Raw genomic sequence first — 25690 nt, 5'->3', positions numbered from 1 at the left:
CCGCAGACCGTTGGGCCACTACGCGACGAAGCCGTGTCGAGTTTTTTCAGCCCGCCGCCTGAGCCGGTTCATCCCACGCGCAATCAGCCGCTTGCAGCTCAACCGAACAGACGCTGATCAGGTTACGTAATTTTTCCGCGATCACCTGGGCGCGGTGCCAGCTCAGGCCGTCCATCACGATGTCGATAGACAGCAGATCGTCCATCCGCTGCACGTTGACCTGTTGCGGCGTCAGAAACTGCAAGGCGAACAGGTTGAGCACCCGGCACAGCAGATCCGGTTCGGCCTCGGCCAGCATTTGATAGTGAACGCGGCAGTGGGCGTTGCTGACGTTCCAGACATCGGCGCGGGTGTGCGGGGTGTTGACGGCTTCTAGATGCGGCATGGTTGGTCTCCAAAATCACTGGAGGAATTTTTACATTCGGTGCCGGGCATTTCTTATCTATGATTGGGCTTATTGGCGATTGTTTGAATTGCTTGATTCGGTAAGTTATCAATCAAAGGTTTTTTTATGCACAGCGAGCTGGATGGCTACGACCGCAAGATTCTCGCGTTGCTGCAAGAGGACGCTTCACTTTCCAGTGCGCAGATTGCGGAACAGGTGGGGTTGTCGCAGTCGCCATGCTGGCGGCGGATACAGCGGATGAAGGAGGAGGGGATCATTCGCGGGCAGGTAACCTTGCTCGACCGGAAGAAAATTGGTCTGAACACGCAGATCTTCGCCGAGATCAAACTCAACGCTCACGGGCGTTCGAACTTCACCGAATTCACCGAGGCGATTCGCGGCTTTCCCGAAGTGCTGGAATGTTATGTGCTGATGGGGTCGGTGGATTTCTTGCTGCGGATTGTGACGGCGGACATTGAGGCGTATGAGCGGTTTTTCTTCGAGAAGCTGTCGATGGTGCCGGGGATTCAGGAGGTGAACTCGATCGTGGCGTTGTCGGAAATCAAGTCCACGACGAGTTTGCCGGTCTGAGGTTTTGCGGTGAAGGGGCTGGCCTCATCGCGAGCAAGCTCGCTCCCACATTAGACCGAGTCCATTCAGACAACTCGGTTAACTGTGGGAGCGAGCTTGCTCCGGGCGGCGTTCCGGCGATGACGGTTTTACATACGCAGCAGCATCTTCCACGCACGATTCTGATACACCGCAATCGCCTGCTGCTTGCGCGCATCCAGCGATTCATCGGTGATCGGCTCGTTCGCCAATTGAGCAAGCTGTTTCAGCTCACCGTACAGGCGATCCATTTCCGGGATGTCCAGTACGCTGCGGGCATGGTGCAGCCAAGCCTGGATGCGCTCGATGCGCGGCAGTTGTTCGGCGAGATCTTCCGGCTGTTGCTGATAACGCTGCAGTTGCAGGGAAGTCGCCTCCTCGCCCAACAAGCGCGGCAACCAGCTGCCCAATTGCGCAGCGCCCTGGCGATTGCCACGGACGTTGCGATCGGCAGCCCAGGTGCGGGCCAGCAACCAGCGCGAAGTGTTCAGCGAGAACAGGCCCCAACGCGGGTCTTCCAGTTCTTCGAGGAACTGCTCCGGCGCGGCTTTGCGCACGTCTTCGTCGTCGACACCGGCTTGCACCAGCGGACGCCAGTCTTCGAGCAAGGCATCCAGCGCGACGCGCAGATCGTGCGTCGACTGACGTGGCGCGGCTTGACCCAGGCTGCTCAGCAGCGCGCGCAATTCAGCCAGGTTTTCGACCCAGTCCTGCAACAGGCGCCAGTGACCGTTGAAACGATACTGCTCGGCCAGGCGCTGGCTGCTGCTCAGCAAGTGCCAACTCAGCGCGGCGAAAGCGTCGTCCAGCGGGGTTTCAGCGCTGATCTGCGGCGCCGGCAGGCTCAACGAATAGCTGTTGGCGTCGTACAAGCGATAACCACGCTCGGCCTTGCTGATGTCACACGGCATCAGGGCCAGGGTCGCGGCCAGTTCGGCGGCCAGTTCCAGCAGAGCGGCCGGCTCGCCTTCGCGCAGTTCAAGTTCCAGCTCGCAGATTTCTTCTTTCTGCTTGCCGACCACCACGTGGCCGAGGTCCAGCGCGGCTTCGATAACCACTTTGGTCTTGCCACGGCCCCAAGCGATTTCAGCGCGTTCGCGGACGAAATCGGTGGTGAAAATCGCCTTCAGGGTTTTCTTGTCCAGCTCGGCCAATTCTTCCGGCCAGCATTCGCCGTCGAGTTTTTTCACGTCGAGCTTGGCTTTGGGCAGGTTCCAGTCGTATTCGTTACGCACGGACAGACCGGCAACGCTCTGGCCGCGGGTCTTGAGGGTCTGAATCACTTCTTCGCCGTCGCGGCGCAGGCGCAGGGCAACCTTGGCGCGGGCCAGGTCGCGCTCAGGCGTGTCGAAGTACTGGTTCATCAACTCACGGCGTTCCCAGCCACTTTTGTTGCGTTTTTTCAGGAGCGGGTGCTCGCGCAGGGCCGCGAGAGTTTCTCGGCTGACGCGGAGTTTGATTTCGGTTTCTTTCTGCATGGCCGGAAAATCCAGGATCGGGAGCGCAGCCGGGGGGAATGTGTGGCTGCCAAGGTCGTGCAGTGTACAGCACTGACCTGAGATAGGGCCGCGGCGGTTTATTCCTGTCGCCGGATGGTTCTATGATGGAGTTCAAATCGGGAGTTGGGAGTCAGCGATGCCTTTGCCATCCATGAAAGATCAGTTCGCTGCGCTGATCGCTGCGCCATCCGTCAGCTGTACGCAGGCCAGCCTCGATCAAACCAACCGTCCGGTGATTGATTTGCTGGCGACGTGGCTCGGCGATCTGGGTTTTACCTGCGACATCCAGCAGGTCAGCCCCGGCAAATTCAACCTGCTGGCCAGTTTCGGTTCCGGCCCCGGTGGCCTGGTGCTGGCCGGTCACAGTGACACCGTGCCGTTCGATGGCGCGCTGTGGCAGACCGATCCGCTGAAGCTGACCGAAGTCGACGGTCGCTGGGTGGGTCTGGGCAGTTGCGACATGAAGGGCTTTTTCGCGCTGGCCATCGAAGCCGTCATACCGCTGCTCGATCAGCCGTTCAAGCAACCGCTGCTGATCCTCGCCACCTGCGATGAAGAAAGCTCGATGTCCGGCGCTCGCGCTCTGGCCGAAGCCGGGCGTCCGTTGGGTCGTGCGGCGGTGATCGGCGAGCCGACCGGGCTGAAGCCGATCCGCATGCACAAAGGCATCATGATGGAGCGCATCGACATCCTGGGTCAGAGCGGCCACTCCTCGGATCCGCGCCTCGGCCACAGTGCCCTCGAAGCCATGCACGATGCCATCGGTGAGCTGCGTGGTTTGCGGTTGGCGTGGCAGCGTGAATTCCGTAATCCACAGTTCAGCGTGCCGACGCCGACCCTGAATTTCGGCTGTATCCATGGCGGCGATAACCCCAACCGCATTTGCGGCCAGTGTTCGCTGGAGTTTGATCTGCGCCCATTGCCAGGCATGGACCCCAATGCCCTGCGCGCGGAGATTCTGCAGAAGCTCAAGCCCATTGCCGAGTGGCATCAGGTGAAGATCGATTACGCGCCGCTGTTCCCCGAAGTGCCGCCGTTCGAGCAGGCCGAGGATGCAGAATTGGTCCGGGTCGCTGAAAAGCTCACCGGCCATCGTGCCGAAGCAGTGGCGTTCGGCACCGAAGCGCCTTATCTTCAGCGTCTTGGCTGCGAAACCCTGGTGCTCGGCCCTGGCGACATCGCCTGTGCGCACCAACCGGGGGAATACCTCGAAATGTCACGTTTGCAGCCTACGGTGCATCTATTACGTCAACTGATTGAACATTACTGCCTGACACCGGCGCTTCTCGTATAAATCGCCCGTGTCCCAACCCGTATTCATGAGGAGAGCGCGCGTGTCGCCAAGCCTGTTCCGACGATAACCATCAGCCCGCTGTGCGTTTTACTGTTTCGCCCATTTTTTGGCTGCTATTTATTACAGGCCCAGGTTCATGCCCGAATACGTTAATTGGCTTCGTCACGCTTCGCCTTACATCAACGCCCACCGTGATTGCACCTTCGTCGTCATGCTGCCCGGCGACGGCGTGGAGCACCCGAACTTCGGCAATATCGTCCACGACATGGTGCTGTTGCACAGCCTGGGCGTGCGATTGGTGCTGGTTCACGGTTCCCGTCCGCAAATTGAAACCCGCCTCGCTGCGCGCGGCCTGACCCCGCATTACCACCACGGGATGCGCATCACCGATGCCGCGACGCTGGAGTGTGTGATCGATGCGGTGGGCCAGCTGCGCATCGCCATCGAAGCGCGGCTGTCGATGGACATGGCTTCATCGCCGATGCAGGGCTCGCGTCTGCGGGTGGCCAGCGGCAACCTGGTGACGGCGCGGCCGATCGGCGTGCTCGAAGGCGTCGACTATCACCACACCGGCGAAGTGCGTCGGGTCGACCGCAAGGGCATCAATCGCCTGCTGGATGAGCGTTCCATCGTGCTGTTGTCGCCACTGGGTTACTCGCCTACCGGTGAGATTTTCAACCTCGCCTGCGAAGACGTCGCCACCCGCGCCGCCATCGATCTGGGGGCGGACAAGCTGCTGTTGTTCGGCGCCGACCTGGGTTTGATCGATGAAAACGGTCGCCTGGTTCGTGAGTTGCGTCCGCAACAAGTGCCGGCGCATCTGCAGCGTCTGGGCAGCAACTATCAGGCAGAGCTGCTGGATGCGGCCGCCGAGGCCTGTCGCGGCGGTGTGGCGCGCAGTCATATCGTCAGCTACGCCGAAAACGGTGCGCTGCTGACCGAACTGTTCACCCGAGACGGTGGCGGTACGCTGGTGGCCCAGGAGCAATTCGAGATTGTGCGTGAAGCGGCGATCGAAGACGTCGGTGGTTTGCTGGATTTGATCAGCCCGCTGGAAGAGCAGGGTATTCTGGTGCGGCGTTCCCGCGAGGTGCTGGAGCGTGAGATCGAGCAGTTCAGTGTGGTCGAGCGCGAAGGCATGATCATCGCGTGTGCGGCGCTGTATCAGATTGCTGATTCGGATGCGGGGGAGTTGGCGTGTCTGGCGGTGAACCCGGAGTATCGCCATGGCGGTCGTGGTGATGAACTGCTGGAGCGCATCGAAACCCGCGCCCGGGCGCAGGGGCTGAAAACCTTGTTCGTACTGACGACCCGGACCGCTCACTGGTTTCGCGAGCGTGGGTTTGTGCCGAGCAGCGTAGAGCGCCTGCCATCGGCGCGGGCGTCGCTGTACAACTATCAGCGTAATTCGAAGATCTTCGAAAAAACCCTCTGACTTGATCGTTCCCACGCTCTGCGTGGGAATGCCTCAACGGACGCTCCGCGTTCGGCTTTTGATGGGACGCAGAGCGTCCCGGGCTGCATTCCCACGCAGAGCGTGGGAACGATCATTAATCCTGCACAAACTTCGCGCTGACATACGGCGAATAATCCGGCAGCACCGTTTCAACCTTCCCTTGCTCCTTCAAGAACTTCGCCGTCTCGCCAATCGCCTTCGCCGTGCCGCCGTCCAGCAGCGCGGTGGTCTGTTGGGCTTTAGCATCCGGGAACGTGGAACCGGCCAGCAACTCCGGCACATCGACGGCATTGGCACCGGTCAGTTTGGCGATTTTTTGCACCGGTACCGAGTCAGCGGTCCAGCTGTCTTTATGTGCGGCATAGTCGGCGAACGAGTCCAGCGTGACCTTGGCGAATTTGGCCACAACCTCTGGGTGCTTCTCGGCGTAATCCTTGCGCGCGACCCAGACCTCGAAGGTCGGTGCACCCCATTGGCCGACCTGTGCCGCGTCGGTCAAGGTCTTGCCGGTCTTGCGAATTTCCCCCAGCGCGGGTGACCAGACAAACGCACCGTCGATGTCACCACGCTTCCAGGCTGCCGCGATTTCCGCCGGTTGCAAATTCACCACTTTGACTTTCGAGGCATCCAGGCCCCAGTGCTTTAACGCACCCAGCAAACTGTAGTGGGAGGTTGAAACGAAGGGTGTGGCGATGGTCTTGCCGATCAGATCTTCCGGTTTATCAATGCCGCTGCCGTTGCGCACCACGAGTGCTTCAGCGGCGTTGATCTGGGCGGAAACAATGAACGCAACGATCGGCAGATTGCGCGAAGCAGCGGCTGCCAGCGGGCTTGAGCCGAGGTTGCCAATCTGCACATCGCCGGAAGCAATGGCCGTAACCACTTCCGGGCCGCTATTGAAACGACGCCAGTCAATTTTCTGGCCTATGGTTTTCTCGTACAGTCCGTCTGCCTGGGGGACTTTGCTGGGGTCGATGCCGGTTTGATAACCGATCGTGAGGTTCGCCGCGTGAGCGCTAAAAGATATTATTAGCGATACACAAACTGTAACAATTGAACCGGATAGTGCGCGTTTGGTGGTCATGGCGCTGCCTTTCGATAGGGATTGATCGTGAGTTGCATCAAAGCTAATCGATCTAAAAAAAGGCTAACAAATACCCTTTAGGAATTAGCTTATGAGCCGGTGCCGCGTCCCGGTTCAATGGGAAAGTGCAGAGCTAAATTCCTAAACGGTATGAAAAAGAATTGGGTGATTCTTTTTGGGCTTATGGCCCGGCAAGGAATGAATTTACTGGGGATTAGACTATGGTCGTAGACACACAAAGTTACGATTGACTTGTGAGTCACGGTCTGGCGCTAATCGCGCATCTTAGGATCCCGGGCATACGACCCAGGGCCAGGAACACAAGAATTAGAAACGATAGGAGTGAAACAATGAACAAGTCCACCTTGGCTCTGGGTGTAGCCGTGGCCGTCGGGGTTTTGGCGCAGCAGGCAGGCGCCGCGGGTTTCCTGGAAGACAGCAAGGCTTCCGTCAGTTCCCGCACCATGTATTACAACAACGATAACCGCGAGCGCGGCGGCTCGGATCAGAGAGAGACCGCTGAAGGCCTCAAGTTCGATTATCTGTCCGGTTTCACCCAAGGTACTGTCGGCTTCGGTATCGACGCCCAAGCCCTCGTCGGTATCCATCTGGACGGCGGCAAAGGTCACCACCCAGCCAACAACAACACGTTCTTCCCAAGCGACAGCGATGGTTCGGCTGTGGACGAGTGGAGCCGCGCGGCGGCCAACGTCAAGGCACGCTTCTCGAAGACCGAAGCCCACCTGGGTGGCGCTTTGCAACCGAACATGCCGATTCTGGTAGCGAACGACAGCCGCCTGCTGCCACAGACCTTTGACGGTGGCACCATCACCTCGAAGGAAATCGACAACGTGACCCTCAACGCGGGTCAGTTGGAACACTCGGCGGGTCGTGCCTCTTCAAACTCCACCGGCCTGGCCGTGGCTGGTGGTACTCAGGACAGCAATCAGTTCCGTTACGCCGGTGCTGACTGGAAGGTCACCAAAGACCTGACCCTGCAGTACTACCACTCGAATCTGAAGGATTACTACAAACAGGACTTCCTTGGCCTGATTCACGTTTTCCCGATCGACGCCAACCAGTCCTTCAAGACAGACTTGCGCTATTTTGACAGCAGCTCCGTTGGTAAGAACGGCGACGCCGGCTATCGCTTCAATAACAACAACGGTTTTGCCAGGACTCCGGGCGAGGTCGATAACAAGACCTGGAGCGCCATGTTCACCTACACCCTGGGTGGCAACGCCTTCCTGCTCGGTCACCAGCGCGTCAACGATGACGGCGGTTTCGTCTACCTGAACCAGGGCAACGTTGTGGATGGCAATGGTCATCCGGAAGCGAACGGAGGCGCGAGCTTCTACCTGTTCACCGACTCCATGATCAATGGTTTCGTCCGTGCCGGTGAAAACACCACCTTCGGTCAGTACTCCTATGACTTCGCTGCGCTGGGTGTGCCGGGCCTGAAAACCTCGATTGCCTACCTGCACGGCGATAACATCAAAGCCACGAACGGCAGTGGCCCTGATTCGTCCGAGTGGGAACGCGACATGCGGATCGACTACACCATCCAGCAGGGCTCCCTCAAAGGTTTCGGTGTGACGTTGCGTAACGGCGTCTACCGTGGCAGTGAAGTCTCCAACAACCCCGATGTTGACCAGACCCGTCTGATCTTCAACTACACCTACAGCTTCTTGTAATAGCCATCAGAAAAAGCCTCGCCCGCCGGCGAGGTTTTTTTTTGTGTTTTTTCAATATTCCAAATAGAGCTTATATAGTAATTTTTTATTCTTTTTAGCTTTTAAGCCAATCGCCTAAAGTGAGTGGCTTATGAGCCGATACCTTGTGTCCCGACTCAGAGTAATAGCGCGTAGCTATATGCCTGAATGGCATGAAAAATGATGAAATAATTCTTTTTGTGTTTATCATGCGGGCCAAAATCACAGGGTCAGGCCATCGCCGTAGTCACACGGTCTGGCACTAACCGAGCATTTCAGGATCCAGGGCATTCGACCCAGGACCTCAAAAATTAGAAACGATAGGAGCGAAGCAAATGAACAAGTCCACCTTGGCCCTGGCTGTGGCCGTAGGGGTTTTGGCGCAGCAAGCAGGCGCCGCCGGTTTCATCGAAGACAGCAAAGCTACTTTGGGGCTGCGTAACTTCTACATCAATAACGATAACCGTGACAGTGCTGCTGGCACTCCTGCCAACAAGGCCAACGGTGTTCAGAGCAAAAACGAAGAATGGGGTCAAGGCTTCGACCTGCGCTTCATCTCTGGCTACACCCAAGGTACCGTTGGCTTCGGTATCGACGCTATCGGCCTGTTGGGCGTGCGTCTGGATACGGGCGGCGGCACTAACGGCGCCACTTCGACTTCTTACGGCGGCACTGTTTTTCCAAGCAAGTCCAACGGCGAAGCGGTTGATAACTTCTCCAGCCTGGGCCTGACTGCCAAAGCCAAGATCTCCCAGACCGAACTGAAGTTGGGCACTCTGCAGCCAAAACTGCCGGTTATCGTGACCAACGATGGCCGTCTGCTGCCGCAAACCTTCCAGGGCGGCCAGATCACCTCGAACGAGATCAAGGACCTGACAGTGGTCGGTGGTCAGATCGAGCACGCCAAAGGTCGTAACTCCAGCAACAACGAAGAGTTGTCGATTGCCGGTGCGAACTCTCCCACCGCTACTGGCCGTGACAGCAACAAGTTCATCTACGGCGGTGGTGACTACAAAATCACCAAAGACCTGACTGCCCAGTACTACTACGGCAACCTGGAAGATTTCTACAAGCAACACTTCCTGGGTCTGGTTCACAACTGGGCCATCGGCCCGGGCGTGTTGAAGTCTGACTTGCGTTACTTCAACAGCTCCGATGACGGTGCCAACGGTCACGACTCGGCTTACTTCAGCTCCGGTAACTACCAAGGCTTCAAAGCGGGTAAAGGCAAGGTCGACAACAACTTGTACAGCGGCCTGTTCCTGTACTCCGTTGCCGGTCACACTTTCGGTGGTGGTTATCAGGTCAGCAATGGCAGCAGCGATTTTCCTTGGCTGAACCAGGGTGATGGCTCGTCGGCTTACATCATTACCGACTCGCAGATTGCCAAGTTCGCCCGTGCCGGCGAACGTACCTGGCAAGCTCGCTACTCGTATGACTTCGCCAAGGTTGGTCTGCCAGGCGCTACTGCGGGCATCGTTTACCTGCGCGGTGACAACATCGACACCATCAGCAGCACCAGCACCGCAGTGGCCGGCTCCGGCCGCTCCGAGTGGGAGCGCGACCTGACCCTGGCGTACGTAGTCCAGGAAGGCGCACTGAAAAACCTGGGCTTCACGTGGAAAAACGCCATGTGGCGCAACGACGTCCCAGGCCAACGCGACCAGGACGAAAACCGTCTGATCGTCAGCTACTCGATCCCGCTGTTGTAATAGCACTCGCGTAACTGAAATAAAAAGCCCCGCCCGGCATCTCGCCGGGCGGGGCTTTTGCGTTTTCAAGTCAGGCTCACCCCCGTAAACCCTCCTCGAAATTTCCCTCTTTGTGCAGCAACTCAAGGCCTTCTCGAACCTTGTGGGCGATGGTCGTCCCGATCGTCGCCGAGGTCCAGTGAACACATTTTTAATATTCACTTACGATCTAAACAAATCGATATTTATTCTTTTTAATGAATAAGAAATGCAGGCACAGTTGACCTCAACAAGCACTCACCAGGAGCAGCACCATGAGCCTCAGACTGGGCGATATCGCCCCCGACTTTGAACAGGATTCCAGCGCCGGCACCCTCCGTTTCCACGAATGGCTGGGCGATAGCTGGGGCGTGCTGTTTTCCCATCCGGCAGACTTCACCCCGGTGTGCACCACCGAGTTGGGCTTCACTGCCAAGCTCAAGGACGAGTTTGCCCAGCGTGGTGTGAAAGCCATTGCCCTGTCCGTGGACCCGGTGGACTCGCACCACAAGTGGATCGAAGACATCAACGAAACCCAGAACACCCTCGTCAACTTCCCGATTCTTGCCGACGCCGACCGCAAGGTCTCGGACCTCTACGACCTGATCCATCCCAATGCCAACGACACCCTGACCGTGCGTTCGCTGTTCGTGATCGACCCGAACAAAAAGGTTCGGCTGACCATCACCTACCCGGCGAGCACCGGCCGTAACTTCCATGAAATTCTGCGCGTGATCGACTCGCTGCAACTCACCGACAACTACAAGGTGGCCACCCCGGCCAACTGGCAGGACGGTGATGAAGTGGTGATCGTGCCGTCGCTCAAGGACGAAGACGAAATCAACAAACGCTTTCCCAAGGGCTATCGCGCGGTGAAGCCGTACCTGCGTCTGACGCCACAGCCGAATCGTTGAAGGACGATCACCACAAAGCAGGGGGATTTCAGGCCGTTTTTACGGCCTGTTTTTTTGCCCGGAAAAAGCCATTTCACATAGAACCATAAAGAATAACCAAATGAATAAATATGATTTATGGATATAACAATCACCTGTTAAGGTCAATTCCATCAAAGCGAGATCGCAAACCGCGAATCGCCAACACCGTTCAAGGAATCGTCTGAATGCTGGTTGTCTCACTCGGTGGAAGTCCCAGCCAACGCTCCCGTTCCGGGGTGCTGCTGGAGCGCTCCCAACGCTGGTTGCAGGAGCAAGGTGTGGAAGTGGTGAGTTACCAGGTGCGGGACTTCCCGGCCGAAGACTTGCTGCATGCACGCTTCGACAGCCCGAAGGTGATCGACCTGCTGCAACAGATTGAAAACGCCGATGGCCTGCTGATCGCCACGCCGGTCTACAAAGCGTCGTTCTCCGGCGCATTGAAAACTGTGTTGGACCTGCTGCCCGAGCGTGCCCTGGCCCACAAGGTGGTGTTGCCAATGGCCACTGGCGGCAGCATCGCTCACATGTTGGCGGTGGATTACGCGCTCAAGCCGGTGTTGTCGGCGTTGAAAGCCCAGGAAATGCTTCACGGGATTTTCGCCGTAGACAGCCAGATCGCTTACGGCGAAGGCAGCGTCCAGGCGCAGTTGGCACCGGAGCTGGAAGAAAGACTGAATGAATCACTGGAACTGTTTTTCAGCGCCATGGCGCGACGGCCCAAGCCGATCGATCCGAATCTGTTGAATGAACGTTTGTTGAGTGCTCGCTGGAGCATTTAAGCCAGCACTTAAACCACACCTGAACTTGAAGTACTCACCTTACTCAGCCGCCAACGGCCAAGCAGGTGCAGCCAAAACCCAACAGCAAATAGGAGAGCGCTATGCGCACTGTCATTTTGCGTCGTGGTCTGGTCGCTCTGTTTGCTGCGGCTGTGTCCTTCGGCGTTATTTCTCAAGCACAAGCCGAGACGTTGCGAATCGGCTATCAAAAATACGGCACTTTGGTGCTGCTCAAAGCCAAAGGCACACTCGAAAAACGCCTCGCCGCTCAAGGCGTGGACGTGCAATGGACTGAATTCCCCGGCGGCCCGCAACTGCTCGAAGGCCTGAACGTCGGCTCCATCGACTTCGGCGTTACGGGTGAAACTCCACCGGTATTCGCTCAAGCAGCCGGCGCCGATCTGCTCTACGTCGCCTACGAACCACCAGCGCCGCACAGCGAAGCGATCCTGGTGCCGAAGGACTCGGCGATCAAATCGGTGCAGGACCTCAAGGGCAAGAAAGTCGTCCTGAACAAAGGCTCCAACGTTCACTACCTGCTGGTCCGCGCATTGGAAGATGCCGGCCTCAAATACACCGACATCCAGACCGTATTCCTGCCGCCGGCCGATGCCCGCGCTGCGTTCGAACGTGGCAGCGTCGATGCCTGGGTGATCTGGGACCCGTACCAGGCTGCTGCCGAACAGCAACTGCAAGCACGCACCCTGCGTGATGGCCAAGGCATCGTCGACAACCATCAGTTCTACCTCGCGACCAAGCCATACGCGCAGAAAAATCCTGAGGTGATCAAGACCCTGGTGGAAGAAGTGCGCGCCGTCGGCGAATGGTCCAAGGCCAATCCTGAAGACGTGACCAAACAAGTTTCGCCACTGATTGGCCTGCCAGCGGACATCACCCTGACCTCGATGAAACGCCAGGGCTACGGTGCGCTGTTCCTGACCCCTGAAGTGGTCGCCGCGCAACAGAAAATCGCCGACACCTTCTATCAGCTCAAGCTGATTCCAAAGCAGCTGAGCATCAAAGACGTGATCTGGACGCCTCCGGCGGCCGTTGCCAAAGCTCAGTAATTCGAATCCCTAAGGAGACCACTCCATGAGCCTCAATATCTTCTGGTTCCTGCCTACCCACGGCGACGGCCATTACCTTGGCACCGCCGAAGGCGCTCGCGCCGTCGACCACGGTTATCTGCAACAAGTTGCGCAAGCGGCGGATCGTCTGGGCTTCGGCGGGGTGCTGATTCCCACCGGGCGCTCTTGCGAAGACTCGTGGCTGGTGGCTGCGTCGCTGATCCCGGTGACCCAGCGTTTGAAATTCCTTGTCGCCCTGCGCCCCGGGATCATTTCCCCGACGGTGGCCGCGCGTCAGGCCGCGACGCTGGATCGCCTGTCCGGCGGTCGTGCGTTGTTCAACCTGGTAACCGGCGGTGATCCGGAAGAATTGGCCGGCGACGGTTTGTTCCTGACTCACGAAGAGCGCTACCAGGCCTCGGTGGAATTCACCCGCATCTGGCGCCGCGTGCTGGAAGGCGAAACCGTCGATTACGACGGTCAGCACATCAGCGTGAAGGGCGCGAAGTTGCTTTATCCGCCGATCCAGCAACCGCGTCCGCCGCTGTACTTCGGCGGTTCTTCGGAAGCGGCGCAAGACCTTGCGGCAGAACAGGTCGAAATGGTCCTGACCTGGGGCGAACCGCCGGCCGCTGTTGCCGAGAAGATCGAACAAGTACGCGCCAAAGCCGCGAAGCTTGGGCGCACCGTGCGCTTCGGGATTCGTTTGCATGTGATCGTTCGTGAAACCAATGACGAAGCCTGGCAAGCGGCGGATCGGCTGATCTCTCATCTGGACGACGACACCATCGCTCGCGCCCAGGCTTCTCTGGCGCGCTTCGACTCGGTGGGCCAGCAACGCATGGCCGCATTGCACGGCGGCAGCCGTGACAACCTGGAAGTCAGCCCCAACCTGTGGGCCGGCGTCGGTCTGGTGCGCGGCGGTGCCGGTACAGCATTAGTGGGCGACGGTCCGACCGTGGCTGCTCGCGTGAAGGAATACGCGGACCTGGGCATCGACACGTTCATCTTCTCCGGTTACCCACACCTGGAAGAGTCTTACCGCGTCGCCGAATTGCTGTTCCCGCACCTGGACATCGAACGTCCGGAGTTGCCGAAAAGCGCCGGTTACGTCAGCCCGTTTGGTGAGATGGTCGCCAACGACATCCTCCCCAAAGCCGCGTCGCAGAGCTGAGGCGTGCCATGAAGAAAATTATCCACAGCCTCGCGCCCTGGGCGTTACCGGTGTTGCTGCTGGCGGTGTGGCAGTTGTCGGTGTCGGCGGGCTGGTTGTCGACACGGATTCTGCCGGCGCCAATCGCGGTCATCGAAGCCGGCGTCAGCCTGGTGCGCAGCGGTGAAATCTGGACTCACCTGGCGATCAGCGGCTGGCGTGCAGCGCTGGGCTTCGCCATCGGCGGCAGCATCGGTCTGACCTTGGGCTTCATCACCGGCCTGTCGAAATGGGGCGAACGCCTGCTCGACAGTTCGGTGCAGATGATCCGCAACGTGCCGCACCTGGCGCTGATTCCACTGGTGATCCTGTGGTTCGGCATCGACGAGTCGGCGAAGATTTTCCTGGTGGCGTTGGGCACGTTGTTCCCGATCTACCTCAACACCTATCACGGCATCCGCAACGTCGATCCGGCGTTGGTGGAAATGTCCCGCAGTTATGGCTTGTCCGGTTTCAGCCTGTTCCGTCAGGTGATTCTGCCGGGGGCGCTGCCTTCGATTCTGGTTGGCGTGCGGTTTGCGCTGGGCTTCATGTGGCTGACGTTGATCGTCGCGGAAACCATTTCCGCCAGCTCCGGCATTGGCTACCTGGCAATGAATGCCCGGGAGTTCTTGCAGACCGACGTGGTGGTACTGGCGATTCTCTTGTACGCGGTGCTCGGCAAACTCGCCGACCTCGCGGCCCGTGGACTTGAACGCGTGTGGTTGCGCTGGCACCCGGCCTATCAGGTTGTTAAAGGAGGTGCGGCATGACGGCTCAACAACCTCCGCGCCTGCTGCGCGGGATTCCGCTGGCAGTGCGCAAGCTGCAAAAAACCTTTGGCTCGCGGCAAGTGCTGCGTGAGATCGATCTGCACATCCCGGCCGGTCAGTTTGTCGCCGTGGTCGGTCGGAGCGGTTGCGGCAAAAGTACCTTGCTGCGCTTGCTCGCCGGTCTCGACAAACCCACGGGAGGTGAATTGCTCGCGGGCTCCGCGCCGCTCAGTGAGGCGCGGGAAGACACCCGATTGATGTTCCAGGAAGCACGCCTGCTGCCATGGAAAAAGGTCATCGACAACGTCGGTCTCGGGCTCAAGGGCAACTGGCGTCCGCAAGCGCTGGAAGCGTTGGAGTCGGTCGGTCTGGCCGACCGCGCCAATGAATGGCCGGCCGCCTTGTCCGGTGGCCAGAAGCAACGTGTGGCCCTGGCCCGCGCGCTGATCCATCAACCACGTTTGCTGTTGCTGGACGAACCGCTGGGCGCGCTGGACGCACTGACCCGAATTGAAATGCAGCAGCTGATCGAACGGCTCTGGCAGAAGCACGGTTTCACCGTGTTGCTGGTTACCCACGATGTCAGTGAAGCGGTGGCGATTGCCGATCGGGTGATCCTGATTGAAGAGGGCGAAGTCGGCCTCGACCTGCACGTTGAGCTGCCGCGCCCTCGGGTTCGTGGCTCCCATCGGCTGGCGGCGCTGGAAACCGAAGTCCTCAATCGCGTACTGGCGTTGCCCGGCGAACCGCCGGCACCGGAACCTGTTTCACCATTGCCCACGCAATTGCGTTGGGCCCAATAACTCAAGCCTTATCCAACGACAGGAATCAACATCATGACGATCAAAGCCATCAACGTTCGTAACCAGTTCAAAGGCTCCATCAAGGAAATCGTACTCGGCGACGTGCTGTCCGAAATCGACGTACAGACCGCTTCCGGCATCGTCACCTCGGTGATCACCACTCGCTCGGTGAAAGAACTGGAACTGGTGGTCGGCAGCGAAGTGATCGCATTTGTGAAATCCACCGAGGTGTCGATCGCCAAGTTGTAACTCAGTCAGTGAGATCGGCGGCGCGGCCTTCGCGAGCAGGCTCACTCCTACAGGGATTTCTGTCGTACACAAATCCTGTGTTCGCTGAAGATCAACTGTAGGAGTGAGCCTGCTCGCGATGGGGCCAGCGAAACCCGCGAAAATCAGGCAGGTATCACGCGCTTGTGTAAATAGGGTGGCAAATACAACCCCAAATAAGCATCAAACACCCGCATCCCTTCCTCAGCCATGCGCGGCGTGATCTGTCCGTGTTGTTGCACCGAGCGCGCATAGACGCGATCGCCGAGCTCCATGGCCAGGGCAAACACATCAACGTCCGTCGGCAGTCTCGGCAACTCGAAGTGGTGATCGAAGAGTTTGTGCATCAGGTCGCCGAGTTCGATGTCGTGCTGACGGTCGGCCTGGGTAACTTCAGTCAGCCCGTGCTGGGCAAGAATGAGCTGGCGGGCGGCGGCGTCTTCGCTGTAGATCGCGAGCATGCGTTGTTCCACCAGTCGCGACAGATCGCGCCAGCCGTTGAGGGCGTCATGGTCGATGGGTGCTTGCAGGCAGGCACGGAACGCAGCATGGACATCGGCCGTCAGGGCTTCGAGCAGCGCCGGGACGCTGGCAAAGAAGTGGTAGACGGAGGAGGGCGGGATCTCCGCGCGTTCGGCGACGCTATAGATCGACAGACTGGCCACGCCCTCGGCAGCCAGCAGCGTGCGGGCGGCATCGAGTATTGAATCGATCCGGGCCTGGCTGCGAGCGCGGGGTTTGCGTGGGGTGGCGAGTCGGGTCATTGGTGTCTCCTGCGGGGCAGCGGGCATTGTACGAGGCGAGTTGTGTGTTGTCTTCCCGGCCGCCTTCGCGAGCAGGCTCGCTCCCACAGTTGATCTTCAGTGAGCATAAATTCTGTGTGCACAGAAATCCCCCTGTGGGAGCGAGCCTGCTCGCGATGAATCCAACTCGGTTAACTTTATGAACACATAAAAAAACGCCGCAAGCTGTGAGGCCGGCGGCGTTGTTTTTACTGCAACCACTTACACGGTATGCAGGTACCAGTTGTACTCGAGGTCGGAGATGGAGTGTTCGAACTCCTCCAGCTCGCTCTCTTTACACGCGACGAAGATATCGATGTATTTCGGATCGATGTACTTGGCCATGACTTCGCTGTCGTCCAGCTCGCGCAATGCATCGCGCAAGTTGTTCGGCAGGCTTTGCTCGTTCTGCTCGTAGGAGTTGCCTTCCACGGGTGCGCCCGGCTCGATCTTGTTGGTCAGGCCGTGGTGCACGCCTGCCAGGACCGAAGCCATCAGCAGGTACGGGTTGGCATCGGCACCGGCAACGCGGTGTTCCAGGCGGACCGCGTCGGCGGAACCGGTTGGCACACGCACCGCAACAGTACGGTTGTCCAGACCCCAGCACGGTGCATTCGGCACGTAGAACTGTGCGCCGAAACGACGGTAGGAGTTGACGTTCGGGCAGAGGAAAGCCATCTGCGCCGGTAGGGTCTCGAGCACACCGCCGATCGCGTGACGCAGTGCGGCGTTCTGCTCGGGATCCTCACTGGCAAAAATGTTTTTGCCATCTTTATCAAGAATCGAGATGTGGACATGCAGACCGTTGCCCGCCTGGCCCGGGTAAGGCTTGGCCATGAAGGTGGTGTCCATTTCATGGTCGTAGGCGATGTTTTTGATCAGACGCTTGAGCAGGACCGCGTAGTCGCAGGCCTTGATCGGGTCGGCAACGTGGTGCAGGTTCACTTCGAACTGCGCCGGGGCACTTTCCTTGACGATTGCGTCGGCAGGGATGCCTTGCTCTTTCGCACCTTCCAGAATGTCCTGGAGGCAGTCGACGTATTCGTCGAGGTCGTCGATCAGGTAAACCTGTGTCGAATGCGGGCGTTTGCCGGAGATTGGCGAGCGAGGCGGTTGTGGGCGACCGTTCACGTTCTCCTGGTCGATCAGGTAGAACTCCAGTTCGAACGCGGCGCAGATGGTCAGACCCATCTCGTCGAACTTGGCAACAACTTGACGCAGTACTTCACGGGGATCCGCGAAGAAAGGTTCACCTTCAAGTTCGTGCATGGTCATTAACAGTTGCGCGGTAGGGCGCTTCTGCCAAGGCTCGTTGCACAGGGTGTCAGGGATTGGATAGCAGATTCGGTCAGCATCGCCGATGTCCAGACCCAGGCCGGTGCTTTCCACCGTCGAGCCATTGATATCCAGAGCAAATAGAGAGGCCGGCAGGTTGATGCCTTTCTCGTAAACCTTGTGGAGGCTGGTGCGTTCAATGCGCTTGCCGCGCACCACACCATTCATATCCGCAATCAGAAGGTCAACGTACAGAACCTCAGGATGTTCCTTAAGGAACGCGTTCGCTTCGTTAAGCTGAACGGCACGCGGGGGTACCGACATGATGCAACACCTTTGTTGTTAAAAATATCAATCATTGATCTCTTCGGATTCCAGTCAACCCGAACGGCATGCCGAAGTCAAGCGAGGCCTTTTTTGCCCTAAAAAAGCACCCTTGGGGCTTTTTTGAGGCACTTTGGGGCGTTTTTATGCCTTTGAACGATTTAGCGCCTGCGGGCTTGAGCGGGCCGTGTTGTATTTTTTACGGGGGTGTTGTGTAAAAAAATGAACAAGGCTAAGCTCGATTCAAACCCATAACACCAATAATACCGGGGTGCTTCATGTCTCGCCTGCCGTTAATCGGCGTCACCGCCTGCTCTAAGCAGATCGGTCTGCATGCTTATCACATCAGTGGCGACAAGTACGTCCGCGCCGTGGCCTCAGCGGCCAAGGGGCTGCCGGTGATTCTTCCGTCCCTGGCCGATTTGCTGGCACCGTCCGATATTCTGGACGGTCTGGATGGCATCCTCTTTACAGGCTCTCCTTCCAATATAGAACCGTTTCACTATAGCGGCCCAGCCAGCGCGCCGGGCACTGCTCATGATTCTGCACGCGATGCCACCACTCTCCCGTTGATCCGCGCCGCCGTCGAGGCCGGCATTCCCGTACTCGGTATTTGCCGCGGCTTCCAGGAAATGAATGTGGCGTTCGGCGGTAGCCTGCATCAAAAAGTCCACGAAGCCGGTCCATTCATGGATCACCGTGAAGACGATAGCCTACCGCTTGAAGGACAGTATGCGCCAAGTCACCCGGTGCACATTCAACCGGGTGGTGTGCTCGCAGGCCTGGGCCTGGCGAGCGAGATACAGGTCAATTCGATTCATGGTCAGGGCGTTGAACGTCTGGCGCCGGGCCTTTGCGTCGAGGCCTTGGCTCCTGACGGGTTGATCGAGGCAGTCTCGGTCCCGCAGGGCAAGGGTTTTGCTTTGGGAGTGCAATGGCATCCCGAATGGCAGGTAAGCTCAAACCCGGATTACCTTGCGATCTTCCAGGCATTTGGCGATGCCTGCCGTAAGCGCGCATTACAACGCGACGCCGATGCGTTAAACAACGCCTGACTTATAAGAGTCAGGAAACCAAGCCTAAGAGGCATTTATGAGTAACAACCTCGACCAGCTCACCGATTGGTTGAAAGACCACAAGATCACAGAAGTCGAATGCATGATCGCCGACTTGACCGGGATCACCCGGGGCAAGATCTCGCCGACCAACAAGTTCATTGCCGAGAAAGGCATGCGCCTGCCCGAGAGCGTTCTGTTGCAGACCGTGACCGGCGACTATGTCGAAGACGACATCTATTACGAACTGCTCGACCCGGCCGACATCGACATGATCTGCCGCCCCGACCAGAACGCGGTATTCCTGGTGCCCTGGGCCATCGAGCCCACCGCTCAGGTGATCCACGACACCTACGACAAGCAAGGCAACCCGATCGAGCTGTCGCCGCGCAACGTGCTCAAAAAGGTGCTGAAACTCTATTCCGACAAGGGCTGGCAGCCGATCGTGGCGCCAGAAATGGAGTTCTACCTGACCAAGCGCTGCGAAGACCCGGACTTCCCGCTGCAACCGCCGATTGGCCGTTCCGGTCGCCCGGAAACCGGTCGCCAGTCCTTCTCGATTGAAGCGGCAAACGAATTCGATCCGCTGTTCGAAGACGTCTACGACTGGTGCGAATTGCAGGAACTGGACCTCGACACGCTGATCCACGAGGACGGCACGGCGCAGATGGAAATCAACTTCCGTCACGGCGATGCCCTGTCCCTGGCCGACCAGATACTGGTGTTCAAACGGACCATGCGCGAAGCCGCGCTCAAGCACAACGTGGCGGCGACGTTCATGGCCAAGCCGATGACCGGCGAGCCGGGCAGTGCGATGCACTTGCACCAGAGCATCATCGACATCGAGACCGGCAAGAACGTCTTCTCCAATGAAGACGGGACCATGAGCCAGTTGTTCCTGAATCACATCGGTGGTTTGCAGAAACTGATCCCCGAGCTGTTGCCGCTGTTCGCGCCTAACGTGAACTCGTTCCGCCGCTTCCTGCCGGACACCTCGGCACCGGTGAACGTGGAGTGGGGCGAAGAGAACCGCACCGTGGGCCTGCGGGTTCCGGATGCCGGGCCGCAAAACCGTCGGGTGGAAAACCGCCTGCCGGGCGCCGACGCCAACCCGTACCTGGCGATTGCCGCGAGCCTGCTCTGCGGTTACATCGGCATGGTCGAAGGCTTGAACCCGAGTGCGCCGGTGGTGGGCCGTGGCTATGAACGCCGCAACCTGCGCCTGCCACTGACCATCGAAGACGCGCTGGAACGCATGGAACACAGCGCGACTATCGAGAAATACCTGGGCAAGAAATTCATCACTGGCTACGTCGCGGTCAAGCGGGCCGAGCATGAAAACTTCAAGCGCGTGATCAGTTCGTGGGAGCGGGAATTCCTGCTCTTCGCCGTCTGATACGCCGGGCGCCGCTGATGTTGGCGGCGCTCTCACTGAAAATCTTAGGAGAATTCGCATGACCAGCAACAACCCGCAAACCCGTGAATGGCAAACCCTGAGCAACGATCACCACCTGGCCCCGTTCAGCGACTTCAAGCAGCTGAAAGAGAAAGGCCCGCGGATCATCACCAGCGCCAAGGGCGTTTACCTCTGGGACAGCGAAGGCAACAAGATCCTCGACGGCATGGCCGGCCTGTGGTGCGTGGCGATCGGCTACGGTCGCGATGAACTGGCCGATGCCGCCAGCAAACAAATGCGCGAACTGCCTTACTACAACCTGTTCTTCCAGACGGCTCACCCGCCGGTGCTGGAACTGGCCAAGGCCATCTCCGACATCGCGCCACAAGGCATGAACCACGTGTTCTTCACCGGTTCCGGCTCCGAAGGCAACGACACCATGCTGCGTATGGTTCGTCACTACTGGGCGATCAAGGGCCAGCCGAAGAAGAAAGTCATCATCAGCCGCAAGAACGGTTATCACGGTTCCACCGTGGCCGGCGCGAGCCTGGGTGGCATGACGTACATGCACGAACAAGGCGACTTGCCGATCCCGGGCATCGTCCACATCGCGCAGCCGTACTGGTTCGCTGAAGGCGGCGAGATGACACCGGAAGAGTTCGGTATCTGGGCGGCCAATCAGCTGGAAGAGAAGATTCTGGAAGTCGGCGTGGACAACGTCGGTGCCTTTATTGCCGAGCCGATCCAGGGTGCCGGTGGCGTGATCATTCCGCCAGACACCTACTGGCCGCGCATCAAGGAAATCCTCGCCAAGTACGACATCCTGTTCGTGGCTGACGAAGTGATCTGTGGTTTCGGTCGTACCGGTGAGTGGTTCGGTAGCGATTTCTACGACCTCAAACCCGACATGATGACCATCGCCAAAGGCCTGACCTCCGGCTACATCCCTATGGGTGGCCTGATCGTGCGTGACGAAGTGGTTGCGGTGCTCAACGAAGGTGGCGATTTCAACCACGGTTTCACCTATTCCGGGCACCCGGTGGCCGCTGCGGTGGCATTGGAGAACATCCGCATCTTGCGCGAAGAAAAAATTATCGAGCGCGTTCATGCAGAAACGGCACCCTATTTGCAAAAGCGTCTACGGGAACTGAACGATCACCCGTTGGTGGGAGAAGTGCGTGGAGTGGGTCTGCTGGGGGCGATCGAGCTGGTGCAGGACAAGGCCACTCGCAAGCGTTACGAAGGCAAGGGCGCTGGCATGATCTGCCGCACGTTCTGCTTCGAAAACGGCCTGATCATGCGCGCCGTCGGCGACACCATGATCATTGCTCCGCCACTGGTGATTACACCGGCTGAAATCGATGAGTTGGTGACCAAGGCACGCAAGTGTCTGGACCTGACCCTGAGTGCATTGCAGGGCTAAGTGCTAGGCTCTGGGCGGGGTGCGAAGTTCGCATTTCGCTCAGCGCAAACAAAGGATGGGGCTTTCCTTGAAAGCCTGCCTTGGATCTTGCCAGACTACCGGTTGTTTCAGATGCCCAGGAAAGGCCGCTGAACACGTGGTTAAAAAGAAAAATTGGAGCATTACCCATGAAGGCATTAGGTATGAAGATAGCTGGCAAGACCCTCCTCGCCATGTCCCTGATGGGCGTGATGGCGGGCGCCGTTCAGGCGGACGATAAAGTTCTTCACGTGTACAACTGGTCCGATTACATCGCACCGGACACCATCGCGAACTTTGAGAAAGAGTCCGGGATCAAGGTGGTGTACGACGTTTTTGATAGCAACGAAACCCTGGAAGCGAAGTTGCTGGCAGGCAAGTCCGGCTACGACATCGTCGTACCGTCGAACAACTTCCTGGCCAAGCAGATCAAGGCCGGCGTTTACCAGAAGCTGGACAAGTCCAAGCTGCCTAACTGGAAAAACCTGAACCCTGACCTGCTTAAAGCAGTATCGGTGAGCGACCCGGGCAACGAACACGCCTTCCCTTACATGTGGGGTTCGATCGGTATCGGCTTCAACGCCGAGAAGGTCAAGGCTGCACTGGGTGCCGACGCACCGACCAACTCCTGGGACCTGATCTTCAAGCCTGAAAACGCCGCCAAACTGAAGTCGTGCGGTATCAGCCTGCTGGATTCGCCAACCGAGATGATTCCGGCGGCGTTGCACTACCTGGGCCTGCCAACCGACAGCCAGAAGAAAGAAGACATCGACAAGGCCGAAGCCCTGCTGCTGAAAGTCCGTCCTTCGATTGCCTACTTCCACTCGTCCAAGTACATCTCCGACCTGGCCAACGGCAACATCTGCGTAGCCGTGGGTTACTCGGGTGACGTCTACCAGGCCAAGTCTCGCGCAGCTGAAGCCGGTGACAAGGTCAAAGTCAGCTACAACATTCCGAAAGAAGGTGCAGGCAGCTTCTACGACATGGTCGCCATCCCTAAAGATGCCGAAAACGTCGAAGGCGCCTACAAGTTCATGACTTACCTGCAGAAGCCGGAAGTCATGGCTGCAATCACCAACGCCGTGCGCTTCCCGAACGGTAACGCGGCCGCCACCCCGTTGGTTGATAAAGACATCACCGCTGACCCGGGCATCTACCCGCCGGCGGACGTGCAGGCCAAGTTGTACGCGATTGCCGACTTGCCGGCCGCGACCCAGCGGATCCTGACTCGCAGCTGGACCAAGATCAAATCGGGTAAATAAGTAAAACCCTGTAGCAGCTGCCGCAGGCTGCGTTGAGGTCCGAAGGACCTCCGCTTTTCGACAGCACAACGGCTTCGCAGTTGAACGCAGCCTGCGGCAGCTGCTACAGGGATCTTCATAAAGTTTGCTGGAACGGTTTTTCGAGGGTAAGTTGCGCGCCGGTTTTGTTGCCAGGCCGCCATGGCTGTCATGTAACACGGGGCAACTTGGGCCCAACTAATTTTAGAGGACCTCCACGTGCCATTTTTTTCTTTGTTGCGCAATGCACTGCTGGTCGGCGCCGGACTGACGCTTGCCGTTAGTGTCCAGGCCGCTGGCACTGTGCATATTTATAACTGGTCGGACTACATCGGTTCGACGACCCTGGCAGACTTCCAGAAAGAAACCGGCATCAAACCGGTGTATGACGTCTTCGACTCTAACGAAACCCTGGAAGGCAAGTTGCTGGCCGGGCGTACCGGTTATGACGTGGTCGTGCCGTCCAACCACTTCCTTGGCAAGCAGATCAAGGCGGGCGCTTTCCAGAAGCTCGACAAGTCGAAACTGACCAACTATGCCAACCTCGACCCGGTGCTGCTCAAGCGCCTGGAGCAAAACGATCCGGGTAACCAGTACGCCGTGCCGTATCTGTGGGGCACTAACGGCATCGGTTACAACGTCGGCAAGGTCAAGGCTGTGCTGGGCCTCGACAAGATCGATTCCTGGGATGTGGTGTTCGAGCCGGAAAACATCAAGAAACTGCACAGCTGCGGCGTGGCGTTCCTCGACTCCGCCGATGAAATGATGCCCACGGTCCTTAACTACATGGGCCTGAACGCCAACAGCACCAACCCCGAAGACTATAAAAAGGCCGAAGCCAAGTTGCTGGCGGTGCGGCCTTACGTAACCTATTTCCACTCGTCCAAATACATCGCGGACCTGGCCAACGGCGATATATGCGTGGCGATCGGTTTTTCCGGCGACATGTTCCAGGCCAAGGCCCGCGCGGCTGAAGCCGGTAAAGGCATGAACATCGCCTACTCGATTCCGAAAGAGGGCGGCGCGCTCTGGTTCGACATGCTGGCGATCCCCAAGGATGCGGCCAACGTCAAGGACGCCCATGCCTTCATCAACTATTTGCTGAAACCTGAGGTGATCGCCCAGGTCAGTGATTACGTGGGTTACGCCAACCCTAACCCAGGGTCGGACAAGCTGATGGAACAGTCCATTCGCACCGACGAATCGGTTTATCCACCACAAGCCGTCCTCGACAAGACTTACGTGTCTATCGAGTTACCACCAAACATTCAACGTTTGATGACCCGCAGCTGGACCAAGGTCAAGTCGGGTAAATAGCTACAAGGCTCAAACTATCCAAGGTTGGCTCACCTTGAGCGAACTGCACTCTTTTTTTCTGGGAGTTTCGTAAATGGCAGTTGCCTCCGGCGCCTATAAGAAAGCCCTCGAGGGCGACCAATCACCTAAACAGGTGTTGGTCAAAATCGACCGGGTCACGAAGAAGTTCGACGAGACGATTGCCGTGGACGATGTGTCCCTGGAAATCAAGAAAGGCGAGATTTTCGCCCTGCTCGGCGGTTCGGGATCGGGCAAATCCACGTTGCTGCGCATGCTCGCAGGCTTCGAACGGCCCACGGAGGGGCGCATTTTCCTCGACGGCGTAGACATCACCGACATGCCGCCGTACGAGCGGCCGATCAACATGATGTTTCAGTCCTACGCCTTGTTCCCGCACATGACCGTGGCGCAGAACATTGCCTTCGGTCTCAAACAGGACAAGATCCCCGCCGCTGAAGTCGATGCGCGCGTGGCCGACATGCTCAAGCTTGTACAGATGAGCCAGTACGCCAAACGCAAGCCGCATCAGTTGTCCGGTGGTCAGCGTCAGCGTGTGGCCCTGGCGCGTTCGTTGGCCAAGCGTCCGAAGCTGTTGCTGCTCGACGAGCCGATGGGTGCTCTGGACAAGAAGCTGCGCTCGCAAATGCAGCTTGAGCTTGTCGAGATCATCGAGCGGGTCGGCGTAACCTGCGTCATGGTGACCCACGACCAGGAAGAGGCCATGACCATGGCCGAGCGCATCGCGATCATGCACCTGGGCTGGATCGCCCAGATCGGCAGCCCGATCGACATCTACGAAACCCCGACCAGCCGCCTGGTCTGCGAGTTCATCGGCAACGTCAACATCTTCGACGGCGAAGTGATCGACGACGCTGAAGGTCACGCGACCATCACCTGCAAGGACCTGGACCGCCAGATTTACGTGGGCCACGGCATCAGCACGTCGGTGCAGGACAAATCCGTGACCTACGCGATCCGTCCGGAAAAACTGCTGGTGACGCCGACCATGCCGACCTGCGAATACAACTGGTCCAGCGGCAAGGTGCACGACATCGCCTACCTCGGCGGCCACTCGGTGTTCTACGTCGAACTGCCGAGCGGCAAGATTGTCCAGTCTTTCGTCGCCAACGCCGAGCGCCGCGGCCAGCGCCCAACCTGGGGTGATCAGGTGTACGTGTATTGGGAAGACGACAGCGGCGTGGTACTTCGCTCATGAACATGCGCAAATTCAAACG

23 protein-coding genes are annotated in these 25690 nt (G+C 58.4%); 18 read left to right on the top strand and 5 right to left on the bottom strand.

Translation table 11 applies throughout. The features are described from left to right. Positions 1 to 46: 46 nt before the first annotated feature. The gene (locus tag AC3IUE_RS31070) at positions 47 to 385 is read right to left on the bottom strand and encodes a hypothetical protein (protein ID WP_462000162.1); all 339 of its coding nucleotides are present in this window, start codon (positions 383 to 385) and stop codon (positions 47 to 49) included. 126 nt (positions 386 to 511) lie between these two features. Between AC3IUE_RS31070 and AC3IUE_RS31065 the strand changes: the two genes are divergently transcribed. Next, complete coding sequence (locus AC3IUE_RS31065) at positions 512 to 976, top strand: Lrp/AsnC family transcriptional regulator (protein ID WP_046045137.1); 465 nt, start codon at positions 512 to 514, stop codon at positions 974 to 976. 128 nt (positions 977 to 1104) lie between these two features. Here AC3IUE_RS31065 and AC3IUE_RS31060 read toward each other — a convergent pair whose 3' ends face one another. After that, positions 1105 to 2472, bottom strand: a complete 1368-nt coding sequence (locus tag AC3IUE_RS31060; RefSeq protein ID WP_046045138.1) for a CYTH domain-containing protein — start codon at positions 2470 to 2472, stop codon at positions 1105 to 1107. Between the two features lie 157 nt (positions 2473 to 2629). On the opposite strand from AC3IUE_RS31060, the gene argE reads away from it, so the two are divergent. Then, positions 2630 to 3787, top strand: coding sequence for an acetylornithine deacetylase (gene argE, locus AC3IUE_RS31055; RefSeq protein WP_489264594.1), 1158 nt, complete (start codon positions 2630 to 2632; stop codon positions 3785 to 3787). Positions 3788 to 3923: 136 nt separating this feature from the next. Beyond that, positions 3924 to 5222: an amino-acid N-acetyltransferase gene (gene argA, locus AC3IUE_RS31050; RefSeq protein WP_489264593.1), complete on the top strand. Its 1299-nt coding sequence runs from the start codon at positions 3924 to 3926 to the stop codon at positions 5220 to 5222. Positions 5223 to 5337: 115 nt separating this feature from the next. Here the strand turns inward: argA and tauA are convergent, their stop codons facing one another. Beyond that, positions 5338 to 6327 (bottom strand): taurine ABC transporter substrate-binding protein, encoded by a 990-nt coding sequence (gene tauA / locus AC3IUE_RS31045; RefSeq protein WP_056738816.1) that lies wholly within the window; start codon positions 6325 to 6327, stop codon positions 5338 to 5340. Positions 6328 to 6677: 350 nt separating this feature from the next. On the opposite strand from tauA, the gene AC3IUE_RS31040 reads away from it, so the two are divergent. The 9 genes from AC3IUE_RS31040 to AC3IUE_RS31000 all read left to right on the top strand — a co-directional run bounded on the left by AC3IUE_RS31040 (position 6678) and on the right by AC3IUE_RS31000 (position 15567). After that, positions 6678 to 8021: an OprD family porin gene (locus AC3IUE_RS31040; RefSeq protein ID WP_489264592.1), complete on the top strand. Its 1344-nt coding sequence runs from the start codon at positions 6678 to 6680 to the stop codon at positions 8019 to 8021. A gap of 353 nt (positions 8022 to 8374) precedes the next feature. Next, entirely contained in the window at positions 8375 to 9751 is a 1377-nt protein-coding gene (locus tag AC3IUE_RS31035; RefSeq protein ID WP_462000159.1) for an OprD family porin, read from the top strand. Between the two features lie 293 nt (positions 9752 to 10044). Further along, entirely contained in the window at positions 10045 to 10683 is a 639-nt protein-coding gene (locus AC3IUE_RS31030) for a peroxiredoxin (protein ID WP_046053759.1), read from the top strand. A 206-nt stretch (positions 10684 to 10889) separates the two neighbouring features. Beyond that, entirely contained in the window at positions 10890 to 11483 is a 594-nt protein-coding gene (gene ssuE, locus AC3IUE_RS31025) for an NADPH-dependent FMN reductase (RefSeq protein ID WP_008150435.1), read from the top strand. A 101-nt stretch (positions 11484 to 11584) separates the two neighbouring features. After that, the gene (locus AC3IUE_RS31020; protein WP_489264591.1) at positions 11585 to 12550 is read left to right on the top strand and encodes a sulfonate ABC transporter substrate-binding protein; all 966 of its coding nucleotides are present in this window, start codon (positions 11585 to 11587) and stop codon (positions 12548 to 12550) included. 25 nt (positions 12551 to 12575) lie between these two features. Further along, positions 12576 to 13724 (top strand): FMNH2-dependent alkanesulfonate monooxygenase, encoded by a 1149-nt coding sequence (ssuD, locus tag AC3IUE_RS31015; RefSeq protein ID WP_150657605.1) that lies wholly within the window; start codon positions 12576 to 12578, stop codon positions 13722 to 13724. 8 nt (positions 13725 to 13732) lie between these two features. Beyond that, positions 13733 to 14515, top strand: coding sequence for an aliphatic sulfonate ABC transporter permease SsuC (ssuC, locus tag AC3IUE_RS31010; RefSeq protein ID WP_046045148.1), 783 nt, complete (start codon positions 13733 to 13735; stop codon positions 14513 to 14515). Beyond that, entirely contained in the window at positions 14512 to 15318 is an 807-nt protein-coding gene (gene ssuB, locus AC3IUE_RS31005; RefSeq protein ID WP_123368564.1) for an aliphatic sulfonates ABC transporter ATP-binding protein, read from the top strand. Before ssuC ends, ssuB begins: the two co-directional genes overlap by 4 nt. 33 nt (positions 15319 to 15351) lie before the next feature. Then, on the top strand, positions 15352 to 15567 hold the full coding sequence (locus AC3IUE_RS31000; RefSeq protein ID WP_003229256.1) for a TOBE domain-containing protein: 216 nt from the start codon (positions 15352 to 15354) through the stop codon (positions 15565 to 15567). 143 nt (positions 15568 to 15710) lie between these two features. On the opposite strand, the gene AC3IUE_RS30995 is transcribed toward AC3IUE_RS31000, so the two are convergent. Together AC3IUE_RS30995 and AC3IUE_RS30990 are read right to left on the bottom strand one after the other, a co-directional pair. After that, a complete protein-coding gene (locus AC3IUE_RS30995) occupies positions 15711 to 16349 on the bottom strand; it encodes a TetR/AcrR family transcriptional regulator (protein ID WP_489264590.1) in 639 nt (212 codons plus the stop codon). 240 nt (positions 16350 to 16589) lie between these two features. Next, positions 16590 to 17966, bottom strand: a complete 1377-nt coding sequence (locus tag AC3IUE_RS30990; RefSeq protein WP_008150449.1) for a glutamine synthetase family protein — start codon at positions 17964 to 17966, stop codon at positions 16590 to 16592. Between the two features lie 278 nt (positions 17967 to 18244). Here AC3IUE_RS30990 and AC3IUE_RS30985 point away from each other — a divergent pair, with 278 nt between their 5' ends. The 6 genes from AC3IUE_RS30985 to AC3IUE_RS30960 all read left to right on the top strand — a co-directional run bounded on the left by AC3IUE_RS30985 (position 18245) and on the right by AC3IUE_RS30960 (position 25671). Next, on the top strand, positions 18245 to 19021 hold the full coding sequence (locus AC3IUE_RS30985; protein ID WP_046045151.1) for a gamma-glutamyl-gamma-aminobutyrate hydrolase family protein: 777 nt from the start codon (positions 18245 to 18247) through the stop codon (positions 19019 to 19021). A 37-nt stretch (positions 19022 to 19058) separates the two neighbouring features. Continuing rightward, the gene (locus AC3IUE_RS30980) at positions 19059 to 20417 is read left to right on the top strand and encodes a glutamine synthetase family protein (protein ID WP_489264589.1); all 1359 of its coding nucleotides are present in this window, start codon (positions 19059 to 19061) and stop codon (positions 20415 to 20417) included. Between the two features lie 58 nt (positions 20418 to 20475). Further along, positions 20476 to 21840: an aspartate aminotransferase family protein gene (locus AC3IUE_RS30975; protein ID WP_489264588.1), complete on the top strand. Its 1365-nt coding sequence runs from the start codon at positions 20476 to 20478 to the stop codon at positions 21838 to 21840. A gap of 182 nt (positions 21841 to 22022) precedes the next feature. After that, the gene (locus AC3IUE_RS30970; RefSeq protein ID WP_046045154.1) at positions 22023 to 23120 is read left to right on the top strand and encodes a polyamine ABC transporter substrate-binding protein; all 1098 of its coding nucleotides are present in this window, start codon (positions 22023 to 22025) and stop codon (positions 23118 to 23120) included. 237 nt (positions 23121 to 23357) lie between these two features. Continuing rightward, positions 23358 to 24455 (top strand): polyamine ABC transporter substrate-binding protein, encoded by a 1098-nt coding sequence (locus AC3IUE_RS30965; RefSeq protein ID WP_489264587.1) that lies wholly within the window; start codon positions 23358 to 23360, stop codon positions 24453 to 24455. Positions 24456 to 24528: 73 nt separating this feature from the next. After that, positions 24529 to 25671 carry an ABC transporter ATP-binding protein gene (locus AC3IUE_RS30960; protein ID WP_046045156.1) on the top strand — a complete coding sequence of 381 codons (1143 nt, stop codon included), beginning with the start codon at positions 24529 to 24531 and terminating at the stop codon, positions 25669 to 25671. The last annotated feature ends 19 nt before the right edge of the window (positions 25672 to 25690 follow it).

Source organism: Pseudomonas sp. GL_093, assembly GCF_057837605.1.
This window is presented reverse-complemented; position numbering and strand designations above follow the sequence as displayed.

What these genes read in the sequence shown, in the direction of transcription:
- AC3IUE_RS31070 (WP_462000162.1), bottom strand. Translation starts at nt 385, where the DNA reads ATGCCGCATCTAGAAGCCGTCAACACCCCGCACACCCGCGCCGATGTC.
- AC3IUE_RS31065 (WP_046045137.1), top strand. Translation starts at nt 512, where the DNA reads ATGCACAGCGAGCTGGATGGCTACGACCGCAAGATTCTCGCGTTGCTG.
- AC3IUE_RS31060 (WP_046045138.1), bottom strand. Translation starts at nt 2,472, where the DNA reads ATGCAGAAAGAAACCGAAATCAAACTCCGCGTCAGCCGAGAAACTCTC.
- argE (WP_489264594.1), top strand. Translation starts at nt 2,630, where the DNA reads ATGCCTTTGCCATCCATGAAAGATCAGTTCGCTGCGCTGATCGCTGCG.
- argA (WP_489264593.1), top strand. Translation starts at nt 3,924, where the DNA reads ATGCCCGAATACGTTAATTGGCTTCGTCACGCTTCGCCTTACATCAAC.
- tauA (WP_056738816.1), bottom strand. Translation starts at nt 6,327, where the DNA reads ATGACCACCAAACGCGCACTATCCGGTTCAATTGTTACAGTTTGTGTA.
- AC3IUE_RS31040 (WP_489264592.1), top strand. Translation starts at nt 6,678, where the DNA reads ATGAACAAGTCCACCTTGGCTCTGGGTGTAGCCGTGGCCGTCGGGGTT.
- AC3IUE_RS31035 (WP_462000159.1), top strand. Translation starts at nt 8,375, where the DNA reads ATGAACAAGTCCACCTTGGCCCTGGCTGTGGCCGTAGGGGTTTTGGCG.
- AC3IUE_RS31030 (WP_046053759.1), top strand. Translation starts at nt 10,045, where the DNA reads ATGAGCCTCAGACTGGGCGATATCGCCCCCGACTTTGAACAGGATTCC.
- ssuE (WP_008150435.1), top strand. Translation starts at nt 10,890, where the DNA reads ATGCTGGTTGTCTCACTCGGTGGAAGTCCCAGCCAACGCTCCCGTTCC.
- AC3IUE_RS31020 (WP_489264591.1), top strand. Translation starts at nt 11,585, where the DNA reads ATGCGCACTGTCATTTTGCGTCGTGGTCTGGTCGCTCTGTTTGCTGCG.
- ssuD (WP_150657605.1), top strand. Translation starts at nt 12,576, where the DNA reads ATGAGCCTCAATATCTTCTGGTTCCTGCCTACCCACGGCGACGGCCAT.
- ssuC (WP_046045148.1), top strand. Translation starts at nt 13,733, where the DNA reads ATGAAGAAAATTATCCACAGCCTCGCGCCCTGGGCGTTACCGGTGTTG.
- ssuB (WP_123368564.1), top strand. Translation starts at nt 14,512, where the DNA reads ATGACGGCTCAACAACCTCCGCGCCTGCTGCGCGGGATTCCGCTGGCA.
- AC3IUE_RS31000 (WP_003229256.1), top strand. Translation starts at nt 15,352, where the DNA reads ATGACGATCAAAGCCATCAACGTTCGTAACCAGTTCAAAGGCTCCATC.
- AC3IUE_RS30995 (WP_489264590.1), bottom strand. Translation starts at nt 16,349, where the DNA reads ATGACCCGACTCGCCACCCCACGCAAACCCCGCGCTCGCAGCCAGGCC.
- AC3IUE_RS30990 (WP_008150449.1), bottom strand. Translation starts at nt 17,966, where the DNA reads ATGTCGGTACCCCCGCGTGCCGTTCAGCTTAACGAAGCGAACGCGTTC.
- AC3IUE_RS30985 (WP_046045151.1), top strand. Translation starts at nt 18,245, where the DNA reads ATGTCTCGCCTGCCGTTAATCGGCGTCACCGCCTGCTCTAAGCAGATC.
- AC3IUE_RS30980 (WP_489264589.1), top strand. Translation starts at nt 19,059, where the DNA reads ATGAGTAACAACCTCGACCAGCTCACCGATTGGTTGAAAGACCACAAG.
- AC3IUE_RS30975 (WP_489264588.1), top strand. Translation starts at nt 20,476, where the DNA reads ATGACCAGCAACAACCCGCAAACCCGTGAATGGCAAACCCTGAGCAAC.
- AC3IUE_RS30970 (WP_046045154.1), top strand. Translation starts at nt 22,023, where the DNA reads ATGAAGATAGCTGGCAAGACCCTCCTCGCCATGTCCCTGATGGGCGTG.
- AC3IUE_RS30960 (WP_046045156.1), top strand. Translation starts at nt 24,529, where the DNA reads ATGGCAGTTGCCTCCGGCGCCTATAAGAAAGCCCTCGAGGGCGACCAA.